Source organism: Actinoallomurus sp. NPDC052274 (assembly GCF_040679475.1).
GTDB classification, from domain to species: Bacteria; Actinomycetota; Actinomycetes; order Streptosporangiales; family Streptosporangiaceae; genus Actinoallomurus; species Actinoallomurus liliacearum.
This window is the reverse complement of record NZ_JBFAUT010000003.1, coordinates 55,143-73,860: the sequence shown is the minus strand read 5'-3', so window position 1 is coordinate 73,860 and position 18,718 is coordinate 55,143. Positions and strand designations below refer to the sequence as shown.

At 70.5% G+C, this 18,718-nt stretch carries 17 protein-coding genes; 5 read left to right on the top strand and 12 right to left on the bottom strand.

What is annotated here, in order from left to right; all coding sequences use genetic code 11:
- Positions 1-430: 430 nt before the first annotated feature.
- The 3 genes from AB0K82_RS03640 (at position 431) to AB0K82_RS03630 (ending at position 2,190) form a co-directional block, all read left to right on the top strand.
- Positions 431-874 carry a hypothetical protein gene (locus AB0K82_RS03640; protein WP_364392296.1) on the top strand — a complete coding sequence of 148 codons (444 nt, stop codon included), beginning with the start codon at positions 431-433 and terminating at the stop codon, positions 872-874.
- A 240-nt stretch (positions 875-1,114) separates the two neighbouring features.
- Positions 1,115-1,525 (top strand): hypothetical protein, encoded by a 411-nt coding sequence (locus AB0K82_RS03635; protein WP_364392294.1) that lies wholly within the window; start codon positions 1,115-1,117, stop codon positions 1,523-1,525.
- A 23-nt stretch (positions 1,526-1,548) separates the two neighbouring features.
- The gene (locus AB0K82_RS03630) at positions 1,549-2,190 is read left to right on the top strand and encodes a hypothetical protein (RefSeq protein ID WP_364392291.1); all 642 of its coding nucleotides are present in this window, start codon (positions 1,549-1,551) and stop codon (positions 2,188-2,190) included.
- A 785-nt stretch (positions 2,191-2,975) separates the two neighbouring features.
- On the opposite strand, the gene AB0K82_RS03625 is transcribed toward AB0K82_RS03630, so the two are convergent.
- From AB0K82_RS03625 to AB0K82_RS03595, 7 genes are all read right to left on the bottom strand, one after another.
- Complete coding sequence (locus tag AB0K82_RS03625; protein WP_364392289.1) at positions 2,976-3,773, bottom strand: L-threonylcarbamoyladenylate synthase; 798 nt, start codon at positions 3,771-3,773, stop codon at positions 2,976-2,978.
- 76 nt (positions 3,774-3,849) lie between these two features.
- Positions 3,850-4,068 (bottom strand): type II toxin-antitoxin system HicB family antitoxin, encoded by a 219-nt coding sequence (locus tag AB0K82_RS03620; RefSeq protein ID WP_364392287.1) that lies wholly within the window; start codon positions 4,066-4,068, stop codon positions 3,850-3,852.
- A complete protein-coding gene (locus AB0K82_RS03615) occupies positions 4,068-4,259 on the bottom strand; it encodes a type II toxin-antitoxin system HicA family toxin (protein WP_364392285.1) in 192 nt (63 codons plus the stop codon). The genes AB0K82_RS03620 and AB0K82_RS03615 overlap by 1 nt, the downstream gene beginning before the upstream one ends.
- Before the next feature lie 122 nt (positions 4,260-4,381).
- Positions 4,382-5,245: a peptide chain release factor N(5)-glutamine methyltransferase gene (prmC, locus tag AB0K82_RS03610; protein ID WP_364392283.1), complete on the bottom strand. Its 864-nt coding sequence runs from the start codon at positions 5,243-5,245 to the stop codon at positions 4,382-4,384.
- The gene (gene prfA, locus AB0K82_RS03605; RefSeq protein WP_364392281.1) at positions 5,242-6,297 is read right to left on the bottom strand and encodes a peptide chain release factor 1; all 1,056 of its coding nucleotides are present in this window, start codon (positions 6,295-6,297) and stop codon (positions 5,242-5,244) included. Before prfA ends, prmC begins: the two co-directional genes overlap by 4 nt.
- 86 nt (positions 6,298-6,383) lie before the next feature.
- Positions 6,384-6,608, bottom strand: coding sequence for a 50S ribosomal protein L31 (gene rpmE / locus AB0K82_RS03600; protein ID WP_364392279.1), 225 nt, complete (start codon positions 6,606-6,608; stop codon positions 6,384-6,386).
- A 131-nt stretch (positions 6,609-6,739) separates the two neighbouring features.
- The gene (locus AB0K82_RS03595) at positions 6,740-7,774 is read right to left on the bottom strand and encodes an acyl-CoA desaturase (RefSeq protein WP_364392277.1); all 1,035 of its coding nucleotides are present in this window, start codon (positions 7,772-7,774) and stop codon (positions 6,740-6,742) included.
- A gap of 226 nt (positions 7,775-8,000) precedes the next feature.
- Here AB0K82_RS03595 and AB0K82_RS03590 point away from each other — a divergent pair, with 226 nt between their 5' ends.
- Complete coding sequence (locus AB0K82_RS03590) at positions 8,001-9,260, top strand: sensor histidine kinase (protein WP_364392275.1); 1,260 nt, start codon at positions 8,001-8,003, stop codon at positions 9,258-9,260.
- Between the two features lie 19 nt (positions 9,261-9,279).
- Positions 9,280-9,924 (top strand): response regulator transcription factor, encoded by a 645-nt coding sequence (locus AB0K82_RS03585; RefSeq protein ID WP_364392273.1) that lies wholly within the window; start codon positions 9,280-9,282, stop codon positions 9,922-9,924.
- A gap of 20 nt (positions 9,925-9,944) precedes the next feature.
- Here the strand turns inward: AB0K82_RS03585 and AB0K82_RS03580 are convergent, their stop codons facing one another.
- From AB0K82_RS03580 to rho, 5 genes are all read right to left on the bottom strand, one after another.
- On the bottom strand, positions 9,945-12,794 hold the full coding sequence (locus AB0K82_RS03580) for a DUF4429 domain-containing protein (protein ID WP_364392270.1): 2,850 nt from the start codon (positions 12,792-12,794) through the stop codon (positions 9,945-9,947).
- Positions 12,795-12,861: 67 nt separating this feature from the next.
- Positions 12,862-13,509, bottom strand: coding sequence for a response regulator transcription factor (locus tag AB0K82_RS03575; protein WP_364392267.1), 648 nt, complete (start codon positions 13,507-13,509; stop codon positions 12,862-12,864).
- Positions 13,510-13,518: 9 nt separating this feature from the next.
- Complete coding sequence (locus AB0K82_RS03570) at positions 13,519-14,955, bottom strand: transposase (RefSeq protein ID WP_364392265.1); 1,437 nt, start codon at positions 14,953-14,955, stop codon at positions 13,519-13,521.
- 128 nt (positions 14,956-15,083) lie between these two features.
- On the bottom strand, positions 15,084-16,382 hold the full coding sequence (locus tag AB0K82_RS03565) for a sensor domain-containing protein (RefSeq protein WP_364392262.1): 1,299 nt from the start codon (positions 16,380-16,382) through the stop codon (positions 15,084-15,086).
- Between the two features lie 166 nt (positions 16,383-16,548).
- Positions 16,549-18,504, bottom strand: coding sequence for a transcription termination factor Rho (gene rho, locus AB0K82_RS03560; protein ID WP_364392259.1), 1,956 nt, complete (start codon positions 18,502-18,504; stop codon positions 16,549-16,551).
- Positions 18,505-18,718 lie beyond the last annotated feature (214 nt).

The following is an 18,718-nucleotide window of genomic DNA, read 5'->3' as shown; positions in this document are numbered from 1 at the left end:
TCCCGGCGAGGCACGTCGGCTCGGCACGGGAAGGTTCCATGGCAGGACGCGTGATCTGCCCCCGAGTGTGCCGATGATCACACACGCGCCCGAGCCACCCGGATAGGTTCGTCTCCGCTCCGCTAAGATCATCGCCCCACCGCGGCGACGTCTCCTGCTGAGGTCAGACGCCCGAGACCCCGCGAAGGTTCGGCTCCCGGCGATTCACCGACGGCCGGAATGCACGAAAGAAGGACCCTAGACCCCGCCCCCGACATTCCTCTCTCCCGGTGCCAGGCCATGCGTCACGCATGCCCGTTAGATGTCGGCAGTCCCCCATCGGTTCCAGTCGTTTCCCAGCCACCAAAATCACCCGAAAAAGCCGCACATCGCATTCTTCGGAAGTGCTACGGTCCTTCCCGTTCATCCAATCTCCGAACACGGAGGATCAATGCGTCGCATCGCGACTCTTGTCGCCACGGGGGCCGTCGCAGCCGCTGCCGCCATCAGCCTGGCCGCTGCCCCCGCCAATGCGGACACCGGAGTCCGCTTCGGCTCCCCGAGCACTTCCTCGATCACCGCGAGCGCGGTCTCCACCAAGCCTTGGAAGACCAGCGGGTCTTCCGGCCTGGCCGGCGTCACGGCTTCCGGCAGGGTCGGCTGGGTCAAGAAGGGCAAGGTCATCCGCTTCTCGGCGACGGTCAAGGACACCATGAAGGACGGACTCCGGGCCGGGCTCGAAGTGAAGATCTCCGGCCAGGATGCCTTCGTCATGCCTTCAGGTCACTTCGACGTGGCGGGTAGCCACATCAAGGTCCGCGAGGTACTGGGCCACGTCAAGGGCAACCAGTTCTACTACACGCGGCAAGCCAAGGCGTGGAAGACCCTCCTCTGACGTTCTGTCATCGAGGAGTATCCCGTCCCGAAACGGGCGTGTGTCCTGACCCGTAGAAGGTCTGCCTGACGACTGACAGAGGAGCCCGGGCGACGGGCGCATCCCCCTCTTACGCTCATCTGAGCTCTGCACCACGGGAAGGGCCCTGCGGCGCGGCAGGGCCCTTCTCTTTATCTGGAGCAAAGCGGCCAAACTGCTAAGATCATCGCTCGTACCGCCCAATCGATCTTGGAGAGATCAATGCGGCGAATCGCGACGGCCACCCTCGCAGCCGGCGTCATCATCACGACCTTCGCGCTGACCACGACGCCCGCGGACGCGGCGGTCGGCTTCTGGCGCACCGTCGGCCTGTCCGGGGTCGACGCCTTCGGCTTCTACAACACCGAGGCGTCGAAGGTGACGCTGACCTTCGACCTCAAGGACACGAAGAAGGACGGCTACAGCGCCGCGCTCCGCTTCACCTTCACCGGCACGAAGAAGCAGAAGGACGACGTACGGGTCGTCGCGCTCACCGGCGACCAGGTCCAGGACAAGTGGCAGACCGTCACGTCGACCCGGATCAAGCACATGTACGTCCAGGAGTGCCGCGGCACCTGGAGCAAGGGCAAGTTCACGACCAAGAACTGCGCCCCCTGGCGCCAGCACTACTGATCCTTCCCCGCACCCGATCTCCCGTGTTCGAGCTGGACAGGATCACTCCGGGCAGTCTGCCGACCTTCCTTCGGCGCTGGTACGGCCCTCCGGACCGTGGCGCCGCCGATGTCGATCCGGCGATCGTCATGCCGGACCTACTGAGAGATTGGTACCGGCTGACGAGTCAATGGTCCGTTCCCCTGAGCAGGCACAACCATTTCTCCGCGCCGGAGGACCTTCGCCGCAGAGGTGACTTGCTGGTCTTCTGGGACGAGAACCAGGGAGCGGCGTCTTGGGCCACGAAGATCACCGGGAGCGATCCGCTCGTCTACGAGAACGAGGTGGATGAGGAGGACGACGGCTGGGAGTGCACCGGCTTCACGCTGAGTGAGTTCCTGGTCTACGTCGCCGCCTCGGAGGCGGTCTACGGCGACCCGAATCTCGTCGTCAACTTCGACATGGACGAGACGCAGTACGAGTCCGTGGTGTCGCGCTTCCTCATGCTGCGCCATCCCATATGGAGCCATCCGCATCCTGGCTGGCACTACATGGCCGCCGACAACCTGCTCGCGCAGGGAGGAAACCGCCCTCCGACCGGAGGCGGACCCGAACGCTACTGGATCATGGTGTCCGCCAACGACCCGAAAGCCCTGACCCGTCTCCCCCAGGGCCTATTCGACTAGGCGCGACCCCGACCGAGTGCTTCACGTTCGACGCGCGATGGGCAGCCGGCGAGTTACCAAGATCCCTGGCGTTCGCTGCTCTTAGAGCGCAGTGAACGCCAGGGATCAGATACGGGGCGGCCGCCGTACCGCGCGTTAACTGACCAACCGAGGCCGCCACGGGTTCGCCATGCTGGGTCCACCGTTACGATTCGTGCAGTTCGTACCTGATGACCGTCGACGACGACATTCGCTGCGGGCCGATAAGCGGCTTAGGCGCCCAGATTGATGCTTGCTGTGCGGCCGTGACTGTTCTGTTCGGGTCCCGGGAGAAGGCGGGGCCTGGGGATCGCGGCAGAAGCCGTGGATACCCACAGAGCAGAACAGTAGGGAGTGGAAAGATGACGACCACCGAGGCCGACGTCGACGCCGCAGGTCAAGCTGACCACGAAGCTCAGGGCGCTGTCGAACGAGCGGGACCGCGCCCCCAACGCCGACACCGCCCCGCGGGTGGCCGCGGCCAAGCGCGAGTTCGACTCCGTCCAGGACGCCTGGAGCCGGGGCGACTGATCGCCGACGAACACGACTGCATCGACGGAGCGCTCCGTGAACGCGACGCCGACCAGATGACGAGTCCGCGCTTCCGGCGCGGATGAGACATGGCCGGTCTTGCCCCCCGAGCATGGTGGGGCAAGACCGGTTCTCATCACCAGATGCTCGAAGACCGGCTGAGCCGGTCAGTGCCGAGGATCGTTGTCGCTACCACGACAGAAATCCTCGGCGCGGAGACCTCGACGAGATGGGGCTCAGCGGTCGGTGGGCGCGTCCTTGTCGGCGTTCGTGCGGTCTGCGGGGGCACGGGTCTTCGCATCCGCCTCCGGCAGCGGCGAACGGGCGTTCTGCGGGTCCTCAGCGGCCTTCGCGGCGTCGTCGGCCGGCGGCTCGGGGGCCGGGTCGTCCTCGTCGCTGAGGAGGACGCCGCAGACCTCGCGGAGGCGCTCCTCGGAGATGGCGCCCGCGCGCAGCAGGCGCGGGACCGCGCCCGTCAGGTCGACGATCGATGAGGGCATCTCGTCGCCGCTCGGGCCGTCGTCCAGGTAGACCGAGACGGAGTCGCCGAGCTGGGTCTCCGCCTCCTCCGCCGTGCGTGACGGGGCGGCGCCGGAGCGGTTGGCGCTGCTGACCGCCATCGGGCCGGTCTCCTTCAGCAGCTCCAGCGTGAGCTGGTGCAGCGGCATCCGGATCGCGACGGTGCCCTTGGTGTCACCGAGGTCCCAGGCGAGGGTGGTGTTGGCGCGGCACACGATCGTCAGCGCGCCGGGCCAGAACTCGTCGATCAGGTCCTGGCCGTACGTGCCGAGGTCGTCGACCAGCGCCTGCGCGGCCCGCACCGAGCCGACGAGCACGGGGGACGGCATGTCGCGGCCGCGGCCCTTCGCGTCGAGCAGCGCGGTCACCGCGCTCGGTGTGAACGCGTCGGCGCCAATCCCGTACACCGTGTCGGTGGGCAGGACCACCAGCTCACCACGGCGGACGGCCGAGACGGCGTCCGCGATCCCCTTCGTCCGCTCCAGCGGCTCCGAGCAGTCGTATCGTCGGCTCACGCCCGCCATTCTTCCACCGCCGCACACCCGCCCGGACAGGGATCACCCATTCAGGCACCGGGTCGCTCGATCCCGATCAGGCGGCCTCGATCAACGCCACCCTGACCGTTGACGGGTCCGGAACCAGCTCCCCCGCTTCGCGAAGCCCTGCGAGATGGAACTCGATGGCCTCCCGCATCAGGGAAAGGGTCTCCTCTTCGGTCTCTCCGACGGCGACGCATCCCGGCAGGTCCGGAGCGTATGCACCGTAGCCGCCATCCTCGGCTCGTTCGACGACCACTGCATACCTGCTCATCATGGCCTCCTCACTCCAGCCTGCTTCAGGATGCTCTGCTCGGTCCCCGGTGGCAAGGTCCCGCTCAGCTTGCCGGCGACGGTCACCAATCCCGGCTTCGCAGGATGCTTGAACTGCCGATGGCTGCCTGACATCCGCACCATTACCCCGCCGTCCGCCTCTATGAGCTTGATAATCTCATTCACTTTCATAGGCACGCGTCAATCACCTCGATGACCACACTTAGCATCGAAAGATCTACATAGCGCAACCATCGTCACACGGTGCGCCACCGCACGTGGGAAGTTCGCGAGAACTGTGGATATCGAGGAGGTCAGTCGGTGCCGAGGCGGGCGGTGACGAAGCGGTCGCGGCCGGTGAGGTCCTTGTGGTTGCGGACGTCGCGCCAGCCGAGTTCCTCGGAGAAGATCCAGTAGACCGGGTGGCCCTGGAGGTCACTGTGCTCGACGGCGACCCAGCCGCCCGGGCGCAGCAGGCGCCGGGCCGTGCGCTCGACGACGCGGACGGCGTCGAGGCCGTCGTCTCCCCCGCCCCACAGCGCCGCCGCGGGGTCGAAGTCGCGGACGTCCTCCGGGACGTACTCCCACTCCGACATCGGGATGTACGGCGGGTTGCTCACGACGAGGTCGACGCCGTGGTCGAACTCGTGCAGCGCGTCGGCGAAGTCGCCGAGGTGCAGCCGGACGCGGCCGCGCTCGTCGAGGTCCTCGACGTTGCGGGTGGCATGGACGTACGCCCTCGGGTCCTTCTCCACGCCGTGCACCCGGGCGCGCGGGACCTCCTGGGCGATGGACAGCGCGATCGCGGCCGAGCCGGTGCCGAGGTCGACCACGAGAGGGTCGCCGACGTCCATCTTGTGGAGGGTGTCGATGGCCCAGCCGGCGAGGACCTCGGTCTCCGGGCGGGGCACGAACACGCCCGGCCCGACCTTCAGCTCGAGGTAGCGGAAGAACGCCCGGCCGGTGATGTGCTGCAGCGGCTCGCCCGCCTCACGCCGCGCGATGCCCTCCCAGAACCGCGCGTCGAAGGCGGCGTCGGGCACGGTGTGCAGCTCGGCGCGCTTGACGCCGTGCACGAATGCCGCGAGCTCCTCGGCGTCGGCGCGCGGCGACGGAACCCCCGCGGCGGCCAGGCGTGCCGTCGCGCGGGCGATCTCGTCGGAGAGCAGGTGGGTCATGTGGCTTCGGCGAGTCTTTGCTCCATGTCGGCGTCGACGAGGGCCTGCGTGACGTTGTGCAGGTCTCCGTCGAGTACCTGGTCGAGGTTATATGCCTTGTAGCCCACGCGGTGGTCGGAGATGCGATTCTCCGGAAAGTTGTAGGTGCGAACCCGCTCGGAACGGTCGACGGTGCGCACCTGGCTCTTGCGTTCGGCCGACGCGGCGGCCTCGGCCTCCTCCTGGGCGACCGCCAGCATCCGGGCGCGCAGGATGCGCAGGGCCTGCTCCTTGTTCTGGAGCTGGCTCTTCTCGTTCTGGCAGGACACGACGATGCCGGTGGGCAGGTGGGTGATCCGGACGGCCGAGTCGGTCGTGTTGACGCTCTGGCCGCCGGGACCGCTGGAGCGGAAGACGTCGATGCGCAGGTCGTTCGGGTCGATCTGGACGTCGATGTCCTCGGCCTCGGGCATGACGAACACGCCGGCGGCGCTGGTGTGGATGCGGCCCTGCGACTCGGTGGCGGGGACGCGCTGGACGCGGTGGACACCGCCCTCGTACTTCAGGCGGGCCCAGACGCCGTCCTCGGTGCCCCGGGACTTCACGGCGACCGTGACGTCCTTGTACCCGCCGAGGTCGGAGTGCTGGGCGTCGATGATCTCGGTCTTCCAGCCGGCGCGCTCGGCGTAGCGGAGGTACATCCGCAGCAGGTCGCCGGCGAAGAGCGCGGACTCCTCGCCGCCCTCCCCCGCCTTGATCTCGAGGATGATGTCCTTGTCGTCGTTGGGGTCGCGCGGCACGAGCAGGCGCCGCAGCGTCTCCTCGAGCTCGTCGATGCGCTTGTCGAGGTCGGCCGCCTCCTGGGCGAAGACGGGGTCCTCGGCGGCCAGTTCGCGCGCGGCGGCCGCGTCGTCCTGGGCGGCCCGCAGGTCACGGGCGGTCTCGACGATCGGCCGCAGCTCGGCGTAGCGCTTGCCCAGCTTGCGTGCCGTCGCCTGGTCGGCGTGCACGGCCGGGTCGGCGAGCCGCTTTTCGATGTCGGCGTACTCGCCGACGAGATCGTCGAGATTCACGTCAGGTCCTCGGTCAGCCGGGTAGGTGGGCGGACAGGCGTAACGCCGGCCGGGGCGCGTGCCTCCGGCCGGCGCGGCGGTCCGACCTACTTCTTGTTGCCCGCGGCCTTCTTGCCGAAGCGCTTCTCGAAGCGCGCCACACGACCACCGGTGTCGAGGATCTTCTGCTTGCCCGTGTAGAACGGGTGGCAGCTCGAGCACACGTCGGCGTGAATGACGCCGTTCTGCGCGGTGCTGCGGGTCTGGAAGGTGCTCCCGCACGTGCACGTCACCGTGGTGACGACGTAGTCGGGGTGGATCTCAGGCTTCACTATCTCTCCTCGCTCCGGGTGGTCGCCGGGTCATCCCAGAGGGAGTTCGGGGATGTGAACCGGTACCACAGCGTGTTCCAGTGTGCCAGACACGACAACATGCCGAGGCCACCGGGCATTCCCGCGGGGGCTCAGCGCAACGGCGCGCCCGCGGCGTGCAGGTGGCCGAGCGCGTGGGCGTACGACTCGATCAGGCCCTCCTCGGTGTACGGGAGGCCGAGCCGCGCGCAGTGCGCCCGTACGAGGGGCTGGGCGCGGCGCAGGTTCGGGCGCGGCATGCCGGGGAACAGGTGGTGCTCGATCTGGTAGTTCAGCCCGCCCAGGAACCAGTCGGTGACGAGGCCGCCGCGGACGTTCCGGGAGGTGAGGACCTGCTTGCGGAGGTGGTCCCAGCGCTCGTCCGGGCCCGGCATCGGCATGCCCTTGTGGTTCGGGGCGAAGGAGCAGCCCAGGTGGACGCCGAGCACCGCCTGGTGCACCAGGACGAAGAGGACCGCCTTGCCCGGCGACATGACGCTGAACACCAGGCCGAGGTAGCCGGCGAAGTGCAGGGCCAGGAAGGCCGCCTCGACGAGCGCCGTACGCCGCTGCCGGGCGCCGGTCTCGCCGCGCGCCGCCGCGATCACCGACCGGACGCTGGAGACCTTGAGGTTGAACCCCTCCAGGAGGAGCAGCGGGAAGAACAGCCGGCCCTGGTTGCGGGTGAGCCACCGGGTGACGGCGCCGCGCCGGTCCGCCGCCTGTTCGGCCGTCCAGACGAGGACGCCGACGCCGACGTCGGGGTCCTTATCCACGTGGTTGGGGTTCGCGTGGTGCCGGTTGTGCTTGTCGGTCCACCAGCCGTAGCTCAGGCCGACCGCAAGGTTCCCGACCAGCATTCCCATGAGGCGGTTCACGCGGCGGGTCCCGGCGATCTGCCCGTGGCCGGCGTCGTGCCCGACGAAGTAGAGGCGGGTCGTGAGGACCGCCGCGGGCACGGCCAGGGCGAGCTGCCACCAGGAGTCGCCGACGAACGCGATCAGGGCGAACACGGCGCCGTACAGCAGCAGGTCGAGGCCCACCGTGCCGGCGTAGCGCCGGGTACGCCGCTCCAGCAGACCGGCGGCGCGCACCTCCCGGATCAGCGGGGCGAAGTCGCTCCTGGGCAGGGTGGCTGTCTCGGACATGCGGAAGTCCCCTCGCGTTTCGTGGATCAGGTATGTGACTGTCACGAGACGCTAGGGACGCGCCGGTGACGCGCCCAGCCGGTGAGCACCCTAGGGATCGGTAGGTTTACCCCCGGTTAAAAGTGGTGCTGGCACCACCATAGCCCGGTTCTCAGGCCCAGTGACCGTTATGCCGACAACCGACACGCTCGACGGTGAATGATGGAGTCCGGAATCGGAGGGAACAGTGAAGAACGGTGCGCTCGCGGCCGTACGAGGTCTCGCGATGGCGTTGCTGGCGTTGCCGGTGTCGCTGGTGTTGTTCGTCTTGTCCATCGTGTTCTTCGCGGTGACGTTCCCCGTCGGGATCGTGCTGTTCCCCCTGGTGACCTACCTGGTCCGCGGCTATGCCAACGCGCGCCGCCGGCTGGCGCACGAGTGGTTCGGCGTGGAGATCAAGGAGCCGTACAAGCCGAGGCCGAAGTTCCGCGGCGGGTTCCGCGGCATCCTGCAGCGCTACCGGTGGGCCGTGGCCGACCCGGCGACCTGGCGGGACGTGCTGTGGCTGTTCGTGGACGCGACGGTGGGCTTCGTACTGGGGATCATCGCCTTCGCCCTCCCGATGTACGGCCCGTACGGCTGGGTGCTGGCGGCGGGGGTCTGGAAGCCGATCTACGAGTCGGGCGGCGGCGACTGGTACACCTTCGTCCACGTCGTCAGCCAGAACTCGGCCGACAACGCGGCACTGCTCGGCTTCGTGTACGCGGCGATCGGCATCTGGCTCGCGCCCCGGCTCATGCGGGCGAGCTCCGTGGTCACGAAGGGCCTGCTCGCCCCGACGCGGGAGCGGGAGCTGGAGCTGCGGGTCGCGCACCTGACGGAGTCCCGCTCCGACGCGCTGGACACGCAGGCGGCCGAGCTGCGGCGCATCGAGCGCGACCTGCACGACGGCGCGCAGGCGCGGCTGGTCGCCATGGGCATGAGCCTGGGCACGATCGAGGCGCTGATGGACCGCGACCCGGAGAAGGCCCGGCGGCTCCTCGCGGAGGCGCGTGAGTCGTCGTCCAAGGCGCTGACCGAGCTGCGGGACCTGGTCCGCGGCATTCATCCCCCGGTGCTGGCCGAGCGCGGCCTGGGCGACGCCGTACGGGCGCTGGCCATGGCCAGTCCGCTGCGGACCGAGGTCACGGTCGAGCTGCCCGGCCGGCTGGAGGCCCCGGTCGAGTCCGCGGCCTACTTCGCGGTCTCGGAGGTGCTGACCAACGCCGCCAAGCACTCCGGCGCACAGCGGGTCTGGATCGACATCCGGCACGAGGACGACCGGCTGCGGATCGTGATCACCGATGACGGCCGGGGCGGCGCCGACGCGTCCCATGGCACGGGGCTGCGCGGGATCGAGCGGCGGCTCGGTACATTCGACGGTGTCCTGGCCCTCAGCAGTCCGGTGGGCGGTCCGACCATGGTCACGATGGAGCTGCCGTGCGTCCTGACGTCCCCCCGGCGCTGACCCCCCGAGAGGGAGAGTGATGCGCGTCGTCCTCGCGGAGGACCTGTTCCTCCTGCGCGACGGTCTGATCCGGCTACTCGAGGCGTACGGCTTCGAGATCGCCGCGGCCGTCGACAACGGTCCGGAGCTGACCCGGGCGCTGCTGACGCTGAAGCCCGACGTGGCCGTCGTCGACGTACGCCTGCCGCCGTCCTTCACCGACGAGGGTCTGCAGGCGGCGCTGCACGCCCGGCGGGAGGTCCCCGGCCTGCCCGTGCTCGTGCTGTCCCAGCACGTCGAGCAGTTGTACGCCCGGGAGCTGCTCGCCGACGGCAGCGGCGGCGTCGGTTACCTGCTGAAGGACCGGGTGTTCGACGCCGACCAGTTCATCGACGCGGTGCGCCGGGTCGCGGCGGGCGGGACCGCGATGGACCCGCAGGTGATCTCCCAGCTGCTGGCCCGGAACGTCAGGAACGAACCGCTCGGCGCGCTGACGCCCCGAGAGCGCGAGGTGCTGGAGCTGATGGCCGAGGGCCGGTCGAACACCGCGATCGCCCAGCGCCTGGTCGTCACCGAACGCGCCGTCGCCAAGCACACGTCCAACATCTTCGCGAAGCTGAACCTGCCGCCCTCCGACGACGACAACCGCCGCGTCCTGGCCGTCCTGGCGTTCCTCGACGGCTGAGCCGGGCCGAGCGGCCCGGTTCAGCGGCGCCGCAGCTCCGCGCACTTGGCGGCGAACTCCTCGACGCTGAGCAGCCCCTGCTGGCGGAGCCGGACCAGGTCGCCCAGCTTGACGGCCAGGTCGCCGATGCGGCCCACCCAGGCGCGTACCTCGTCCTTGCCCGCGGCCGTGCGTCCGGGATGGCGTACCGCGTCGGGCCGCACCGGCGTTCCGGCGAGGTACGCGTCGATCGCCGCCTCGAACCGCTCGCCGTCGGCGAGGGGCCCCGCGCACTTGACGCTCAGCTCCGCATCGGTCAGCAGCCCGTTCTTCTGGGCGTTGACGAGCTGGGTGAGCCGGGAGGCGGCCTCGGAGATCCCGCCGAGCCAGTCGGAGACGTCGGACAGCTCGATCTCCGGCTCCGCCGCGTACCGGCGCCCCGGACCGGCCGGCGCCGGCCGTACGGGGGAACCCGCGAGGATGGCGCCGATCGCCGTCGCGAACCGCTCACCGCCGCGCAGCCGGAAGACCAGGTCCTCCCAGTCGGACCCGAGTTCCAGGTGCAGGTCCTCGCCACCGGCCCGGCGATCCCACTCGTAGTGGTCCACGCCGGCGACCGCGGTGAGGGGAACGCGCCGCAGGCCGCCGGGGCCGGCGAACAGCATCGCGCGCCTGGTCAGCGCGAGCAGACCGCTCTCCCCGGCGAACAGCGCCGGCTCCAGCTCGTGCACCTGGTCACCGGGCCCGAACCCGGCGGCGAGCAGGAGGAGCCGGTGCGCGTCGGGCCGGCCGCCGGCCCGGGACCGGGAGAGCGCCGCCGCGACGTCGGGTCGCCGCAGGAGGTCGTCGGGCGACACGCCGGCGGGCGCCGGGACGCGCTCCGGCGGGCACTGCCGCATGGCGTCGATGGCGTGCCTGAAGCGCTCGGGATCGCGCAGCCAGGCGAACTCGATGTCGTCGTAGTCGTTGTCCGTGATGCTCAGCTTGCCCGGACTGTCGTCATAGTCGGTGTCGCAGGAGACGTAGTCCATGTCGGCGAAAGCGAGCCCGTTCAGGCCGCCCTCCTGATCCGCGAAGACGACGCGCCGGTCGGTGAGCGCCAGCAGACCCGCCTTGCCGTTCCACCGTCCGGGCTCCACCTCCTTGACGGGCTCCCCCGCGTCGAGGACGCCGAGCAGCGCGGCCAGCTCGCGCTGGAACGGGCTCACGTCGCTCCTCGTCCGGCTCAGGGCGTCCGCGACGTCGGGCCGGGGGTGGGCCGGCGCTCCCGGCGCCTGCCGAGGCCCCGCCGCCGGTGCGCCGGCGTACGCGGGCGACGGCGCGCCGGGGGCCTGTCCTGCCGACGGCACGCCGGGGGCCTGACCGCCGTACGCGGGCGACAAGCCGCCGGGCGCCTGTCCGGCGTACGCAGACGACGGCGTACCGGGCTCCTGACCGCCGTACGCGCCGAAGCGGAGGGCGCGGAAGGTCTGCTGGAAACGGACCGGGTGGTAGATGCCGTGGAAGGGGATCTCGTCGCCCTCCACGTCGATCCACACCAGGTTCCCCTCGTGTGTCTCGTCCCAGGTCGCGTGGACGTCGGTGAACATGTCCAGCGGCACGGCCGTGTGGCCGCCGAGGGCGTCGTCGGGGCCGATGCTGAGCAGGTGCCGGTCGGTGAGGAAGAACACCAGGACGCGCCGGCCCACGGCCAGCTCGATCTCCCGTACCGTCTCGCCGGGTTCCAGCGCGGCCGTCAGCGCGGCCAGCTCGCGCACCATGGCGCGGACTCGCCCGCTGGCCCGGGCGAGCGCCTCACCGATGTCCGGGCGCAGGCCGGCGGTGTGCAGGAGTTCCGGGTCGGGGACGCGGATCACGCCCTGCAGCGCGCGGGTCACCTGCAGCGTGAACTCCAGCGCCGCCGGGTCGTTGTCGTGCAGCACCGCGTCCACGTCCAGGGAAGGGTCGGGCGCGGACCGACCGTCGGGCGCGCCGGCGAGCCGGACTCGGACGTGACCGACGCCGCCCTGCGCCTCGACGAGCTCGACCTGGTCGATGGCGGCCAGCGGGATCCTGCGGCTCATGCCCTGGCTGGTCACGAGCACGGCCGAGCCGTCGAACGCGGCTCGTCCGTGCAGCCCGTGCAGGACGCCGCCGACGCCACCGGGCCGGCCCGGCCCGGACAGTCCGTGCGGCAGGCCGCCCTCGGCCGGCGGGGCGGTCAGGTCCAGTTGCCGGCCGCGCAGCGCGGTCGCGACGCCCGCGGCGAACAGGAGCGCCTCGGCCCGCTCGGCCGCGAACGGCAGGCAGCGCTCCCGGTCCCGCGGGTCGGGCACCTGGTCGGCCCGCTCGCCGACGGCGCGGAACCAGAGGAAGTCGCCCCTCCTGCCCTGGCCGGCCACGCAGGTGACCGCGTCCAGGGCGGCCAGCGGGAAGGTCCGTCCCTCGCCGCCGGCCCGCCAGGCCAGGCGGACGTTCCGGCCGTCGAAGCGACAGGTCCCGTCGTAGGTCTCGACCGCCGACGGCCATGGCGCCTCGATCATGAACTCGGCGGCGGTGGACTGCGCCATGTCCGCCGCGACGACGGCCGCGTGCAGGGTCTCGGCCAGCCGTCGCGCGTCCGCCTCGTGCTCCGCCGGGAACTCCACGAAGAAGGGGTGGTCGTCGGCCGAGATCATCGCGCCGGCCACCGCGTAGAACGGGTCCGCGCCCTGGCGCGGGAAGAGGGTCAGCCGTCCGACCCGCCGCCGGCCCGGCGGCAGGAGCTGGACGCCCGTCAGCGCGGTCACCGGGAATTCGATCCGGCCCAGCCGACGGCGCAGCCAGCCGCCCGAAGAAGGTGAGTAGTCCATGCGGCACTGCCGCCCGTCGAACGCCAGCCGGGCGTCCGTCCCCGTCAACCCCGTGGTCACATTCGGGACATTAGCAACATTCGCGACATTTACGGCGCTCGGCCCGCGCCCGTACCGACCGTCCGGATCAGCTCTGGCCGAGATAGGCGAGCACGGCCTTGACCCGGCGGTGGGTGCTGTCGGTGTGCTGCAGGTCGAGCTTGAGGAAGATGTTCGAGATGTGCTTCTCCACCGCGCCGTCGGTGACGAAGAGGCGGCGGGCGACGGCGGCGTTCGACAGGCCCTCGGCCATCAGGCCGAGGACCTCCCGCTCGCGCGGGGTCAGCGCTTCCAGCCGGTCCCCCCGGCGCCGCCGCCCGAGCAACTGGGCGATCACCTCGGGATCGATGACCGTGCCGCCGGCGGCGACCCGGCGCACCGCGGCGGTGAACTCCGCGAGGTCGGCGACCCGCTCTTTCAGGAGGTAACCGACGCCCTCCGCGCCGTCCCCGATCAGGTCGGTGGCGTAGCGCTCCTCGACGTACTGGGAGAAGACGAGGATCGGGGTGCCCGGAACCCGCCGGCGCGCCTCCAGGGCGGCCCGCAGGCCCTCGTCGGTGAACGACGGCGGCATCCGGACGTCCACGATGGCGAGGTCGGGGCGGTGCTCCGCCACGATGTCGACCAGCCCCGGGCCGTCACCGGCCGTGGCGACCGTCTCGATGTCCTCGTCCGCGAGCAGGCGGATCAGCCCCTCGCGCAGCATTACGGCGTCTTCCGCGATCACCACCCGCACGTCACCAGATTAGTGCCGTGTCAAGCAACGTTGGTCCTGATGACCGCGTTGGTTGATCCTCGCCTTGGTGGCGAGCGACTCCCCACTGGGGGGTGGGGCGGGCCTCGGCCGGCCAGGGGACCCTTGTGCGGTGCCGTGATGGGGGCGTCGTCGGGGGTCACGCCGGGACCATCCGGCACCGGGGAGATGCCGTCCGGCTCGACGGTGCGTGATCACCACCGGAAACGGATCCTTGGGACTGGTGGTGATGGGTCCGCCCGGGTCACGCCGGGCGATGTTGGCGCCGCCGACCAGGTCGCGGTGCCCGTTGAAACCACACTGCATGCAGGTGAAACGGCGGCCGACGGGTTTGGGCACCCGCCGGCCGCATGCCGGGCAGGTGGAGGAGGTACCGCGTTCGTCGACCAGCTCGACGCGGATCCCGGCCTGTTCGGCCTTGTCCTTGAGACAGCGGATCAAATAGCCGGGCCGCCAGTCACGCAGCCGCTGGTTGTGCCGCCGCCCGGCCTTCAACTCCAGCACACCGCGCGGGTCGCCGATCCGCAGCGTCCCGACCCGTCGTTGCACGGCCCATTGGATGACCTGTTTGGCGGCCTCGTGCTGGGCCTGTTTGATCCGGCGCTTGTGCCGGGCCTCGAGTTTGCGCTGGCGGGCCCGGTACTTGCGCCACCGCCGCGACCCGGCCTGCCCTGGCTTCGGTGCCCGTTGAGCGACGGCCCGGCGGCGGTGTTTGGTGTCTTTGAGGTGCAGGTGGGCCTCGGCGCGCATCGCCCGCCCTGACACCAACAAAGCCTCTCCATCCGGTCCGGCCACCGCGTACGGGTGAATCACCCCAGGGTCGACTCCGGCGACCCGGTCGGGGTCGGGCTTGGTTCCGGGCGCGTAGGTGGCGACGGGGACCTCGGCGGCCACCTCCACGAACAACCGCGAGCCCTCGTTGATCAGGGTGACCGACCAGACCTGCTCCACCGGATAGGGCAGTTTCCGGTCCAGGCGCACCCACAGGGGAGGGTGGCCACGAGCGACCGCCAGCCGCAGCCGCTGCCCATCAACGGCGAAACAACCGTGGCGGAACCGCACCGGGAGCAGGCAGCGTTTACGGCGCGGGAACCGCGCCGAGGTGTCCCCGTCGGCGCGACGCTTGGCGGCGGCGAACCAGGCGTCGCTGTAACGCCGCAACACCCCTTCAGCACAGGTTGAGTTCAGCTCACCGAACGCGCCGGGCCCGGCCCTGTGCAGCTCCCGGCACAACTGCTGGAAGTTCGTGATCGCCGGCAGGCCGCGCTGACGTAGCCACCGGTTCATATCCAGCGCACACGCCCACACGTCCCCCGCCGCCACCAACAACCCGAAACACCGCCGCCGCTGCCCGGGCGTCAGGCGCAGACCGACCCGGGCGGTGCGCAGCACCGCCCGGGGAGCGTCAGGATCGACACGTCGAGGCACGAGGCGATTACAACAGGTGCCTACGACAAAACCCGGCCCTAAGGATCGCCCGGCAACCGGACCGCCGGACAATTCCGCACAATGGCTGATTACACGAACAAGCTTCTTGACGCGGCACCAGGGAAAGGTCACCACACGCAGGGCAGGTCCGCGCGGATCACGGTCGGTCCGCCGCGCGGGCTGTTCACCGTCAGGATGCCGTCGATCCCGGCCGCGCGGTCCGCCAGACCCGCCAGTCCGCCGTCCGGCCTGGCCTCGGCCCCGCCGACGCCGTTGTCGGAGACCTCGACGACCACCCAGGTCTGGTCCCGGACGATGCGCACGGCCGCCTGCGTCGCCCGGGCGTACTTCGCCACGTTGGTGAGCGCCTCGGAGACGATGAAGTACGCGATGCTCTCCACGGCGGCCGGCGGCCTGGTCGGCAGGTCGATCTCCACCTCGACGGGCATCGGGGCCCGGGCCGCGACCGCGGAGATCGCCGCGTCCAGCCCGCGGTCGGTGAGGATCGCCGGGTAGATCCCGCGCGCGAGGTTGCGCAGCTCGGCGATGGCCTCCTTGGCGCCCGCGTGGGCCTGCTGGAGCAGTTCCTGGGCGGCGACCGGATCGGTCTCGAGCTTCGCCCGGGCGCGACCGAGGTCCATCGCGACGGCCAGCAGCTGCTGCTGGGCTCCGTCGTGCAGGTCACGCTCGATCCGCCGCCGCTCGGCCTCCGCGGCGTCCACCCCCCGCGCCCGGCTGGCCCGCAGCTGCGCCGTACGGGCCCGGAGCGCCTGGGTCTCGCTCGGCCCCAGGAGGTAGCCCGCGATCGCCCCGTGCGCCATCCCGACGATCCGCACGGCGTACATCGCGAGGACGAAGACGCCGATCCCCAGTGGCACCGCGGGCAGCGTGCTCACCGGGTCGTCCAGCCAGAAGTCGTGCCCGGCCATCGTCACGACGAGGTAGCCGCCCCGACTCTGCGTGATCCAGATCGGCATCGTGACCAGCGAGATCGTCGTCGTCCACAGCACGATCGAGATGACGAACTCCGCGATGCCGATGGGGAACGCGAGGAGCAGGTAGACGAGGTCCTTCCAGGTCGCCGGGTCGGCGGCCATCGCCTTCCACTTGCGCAGCAGGTTGTTGCCGGCCGGCAGCGCGCGGTACGGGCTGGGGACGTCCACGCCGAGGGCCAGGCGCGCGAGCCGCCGTTCCAGCATGGCGGCGCCCCGCCAGAGCACCATGGTCAGCGCCAGGCCGAGAACGCCCACCCAGATCACGAGCGTCCCGACCGAGACCGAGACCAGCACGGTCAGCGCGACGAAGTAGGCCAGGCCGAGGGGGAAGTGCAGCAGCAGGAAGGCGGCCGACCGCCAGGTGAGCGGATCCTTCAGCAGGCGCAGCGGGCCGCGCCCGGAGGAGGCCGTTGTGTCGACGGTGCCGTTCACCGGGGTCCCTTCCTGCCGTATGAGCCTACGGGTCCAGCCTGCTGAACGGCGGGACGTCCCACCATGGAGCATCCCGGCCTTCGGCAGGTAGGGCTACCCCCACCTCGTCCGGCCCTGGAAACGACGACGCCCCGGAGGCGTGCTCCGGGGCGTCGTGTCACGCGGGTCAGTCGTTGAGCGTGGTCTTCTGCACCTGCAGAAGGAACTCGGCGTTCGACTTGGTCTCCTTCATCTTCTCGATGAGGAGCTCCAGCGCCTGCTGGGTGTCGAGCGCGTGCAGCACGCGGCGCAGCTGCCAGACGATCCGCAGCTCCTCCGGAGCCAGCAGGATCTCTTCCTTACGGGTGCTGGAGGCGTCGACGTCGATCGCCGGAAACACCCGCTTGTCGGCGAGCTCGCGGCGGAGGCGGACCTCCATGTTGCCGGTGCCCTTGAACTCCTCGAAGATGACCTCGTCCATCCGCGAGCCGGTCTCGATCAGCGCGGTGGCCAGGATCGTCAGCGAGCCGCCGTTCTCGATGTTGCGGGCGGCGCCGAAGAACCGCTTCGGCGGGTACAGCGCCGTGGAGTCCACACCACCGGACAGGATCCGGCCGCTGGCGGGCGCGGCGAGGTTGTACGCGCGGCCGAGGCGGGTGATCGAGTCGAGCAGCACGACGACGTCGTGGCCCAGCTCGACCAGCCGCTTGGCGCGCTCGATCGCCAGCTCGGCGACCATCGTGTGGTCGTCGGCGGGCCGGTCGAAGGTCGAGTGGATGACCTCGCCCTTCACCGACCGCTGCATGTCGGTGACCTCTTCCGGCCGCTCGTCGACGAGGACGACCATGAGGTGGCACTCGGGGTTGTTCTTGGTGATCGCGTTGGCGATCGCCTGCAGCACCATCGTCTTACCGGCCTTGGGCGGCGAGACGATCAGACCACGCTGGCCCTTGCCGATCGGGCTGACCAGGTCGATGATCCGCGTGGTGAGCTGGCCCGGCTCGCTCTCCAGGCGCAGCCGCTCCTGCGGGTACAGCGGGGTCAGCTTGGAGAAGTCGACGCGGCCCTTGGCCTGCTCCGGCTCCATCCCGTTGACGGTGTCGAGGCGGACCAGCGCGTTGAACTTCTCCCGGCGCTCGCCCTCGCGGGGCTGGCGCACGGCACCGGTGATCACATCGCCCTTGCGCAGGCCGTTCTTGCGGACCTGGGCGAGGGACACGTAGACGTCCTGCGGGCCCGGCAGGTAGCCGGTCGTGCGCACGAACGCGTAGTTGTCACGGATGTCGAGGATGCCGGAGACCGGGATGAGGACGTCGTCCTCGCTGATCGTGGGCTCGGAGTCGAAACGCTCGCGGCCGCCACGGCCCCGGTTGCGCTCGCGGAACCGGCCGCGCCGACGCCGGCCGCCGCCGTCCTCGTCGTCGGAGTCGGACTGCTGACGCTGGTTCGAACCGCGCTGGCCGCGGTCGTCGCCACGCTGCCCGCGGTTGTCCTCGCGCTGCCCGCGGTCCTCCCGCTGGCCGCGGTCCTCCCGCTGGCCGCGGTTGTCCTCGCCGCGCTGGCCGCGGTCCTCGCGCTGGCCGCGATTGTCCTCGCCGCGCTGGCCGCGGGTGTCCTCACGCTGGCCGCGATTGTCCTCGCGCTGCCCCTGGCCGTCCCGGTTACGGTTGCCGCGCTGACGCTGCCGCTGACCGCCCTCCCGGCCCGCGTGGTCGCGCGCTCCGCCGTCGCTGGCGGACTCGGCCTTCTCGGCCTCGACCTTAATCTCCTGCTGCTCCTGCGCCGGCGCCTCTTCGCGCTTGGCGGCACGCTCCCGCTTCGGCGCGGCGGCGGGCGCCGCGGCGGTCTCCTGCGCGGCGGGGGCCTCGGCGTCGCTCTTCGCGGCCGGGGCCTGGTCACCGCCTCCGGTGTTCTGCGCCTGCCGCTCTTGGATGGCGGCGATGAGCTGGCTCTTCCGCATTCCGCCCGTACCGCTGATCCCGAGGCTCGAGGCCAGGGCCTTGAGCTCGGGCAGCACCATCGCCGACAGGCCGGTGCCCGAGCGGCGGCGCCGCGGCGCAGCCGTCGTCGCCTTCTCGGCGGACGCGGCTTCAGGAGCCGTCGTGACTGCTGCGTCCGAGAGGAGTTCGGTGGATTCGCTCACTAAGGGTCCTTCCCAGGGAGCGGGTGTGGCCGCCGTCGGCCAGGCAACCCGGTCGTGCGAACCGGCGGGGGCGCCGGATCATTCGAGCTCTGCTGATCTTCAGGTGATCGGCGAAGAGTTCTGGCCACATCCAGATGGTGGAGGCAGGTTCTCGCGAGAGATCCCCGATTCCGATACGTCCGTAGTTTTGGCTGAACGCTGAACAACGAGCGAT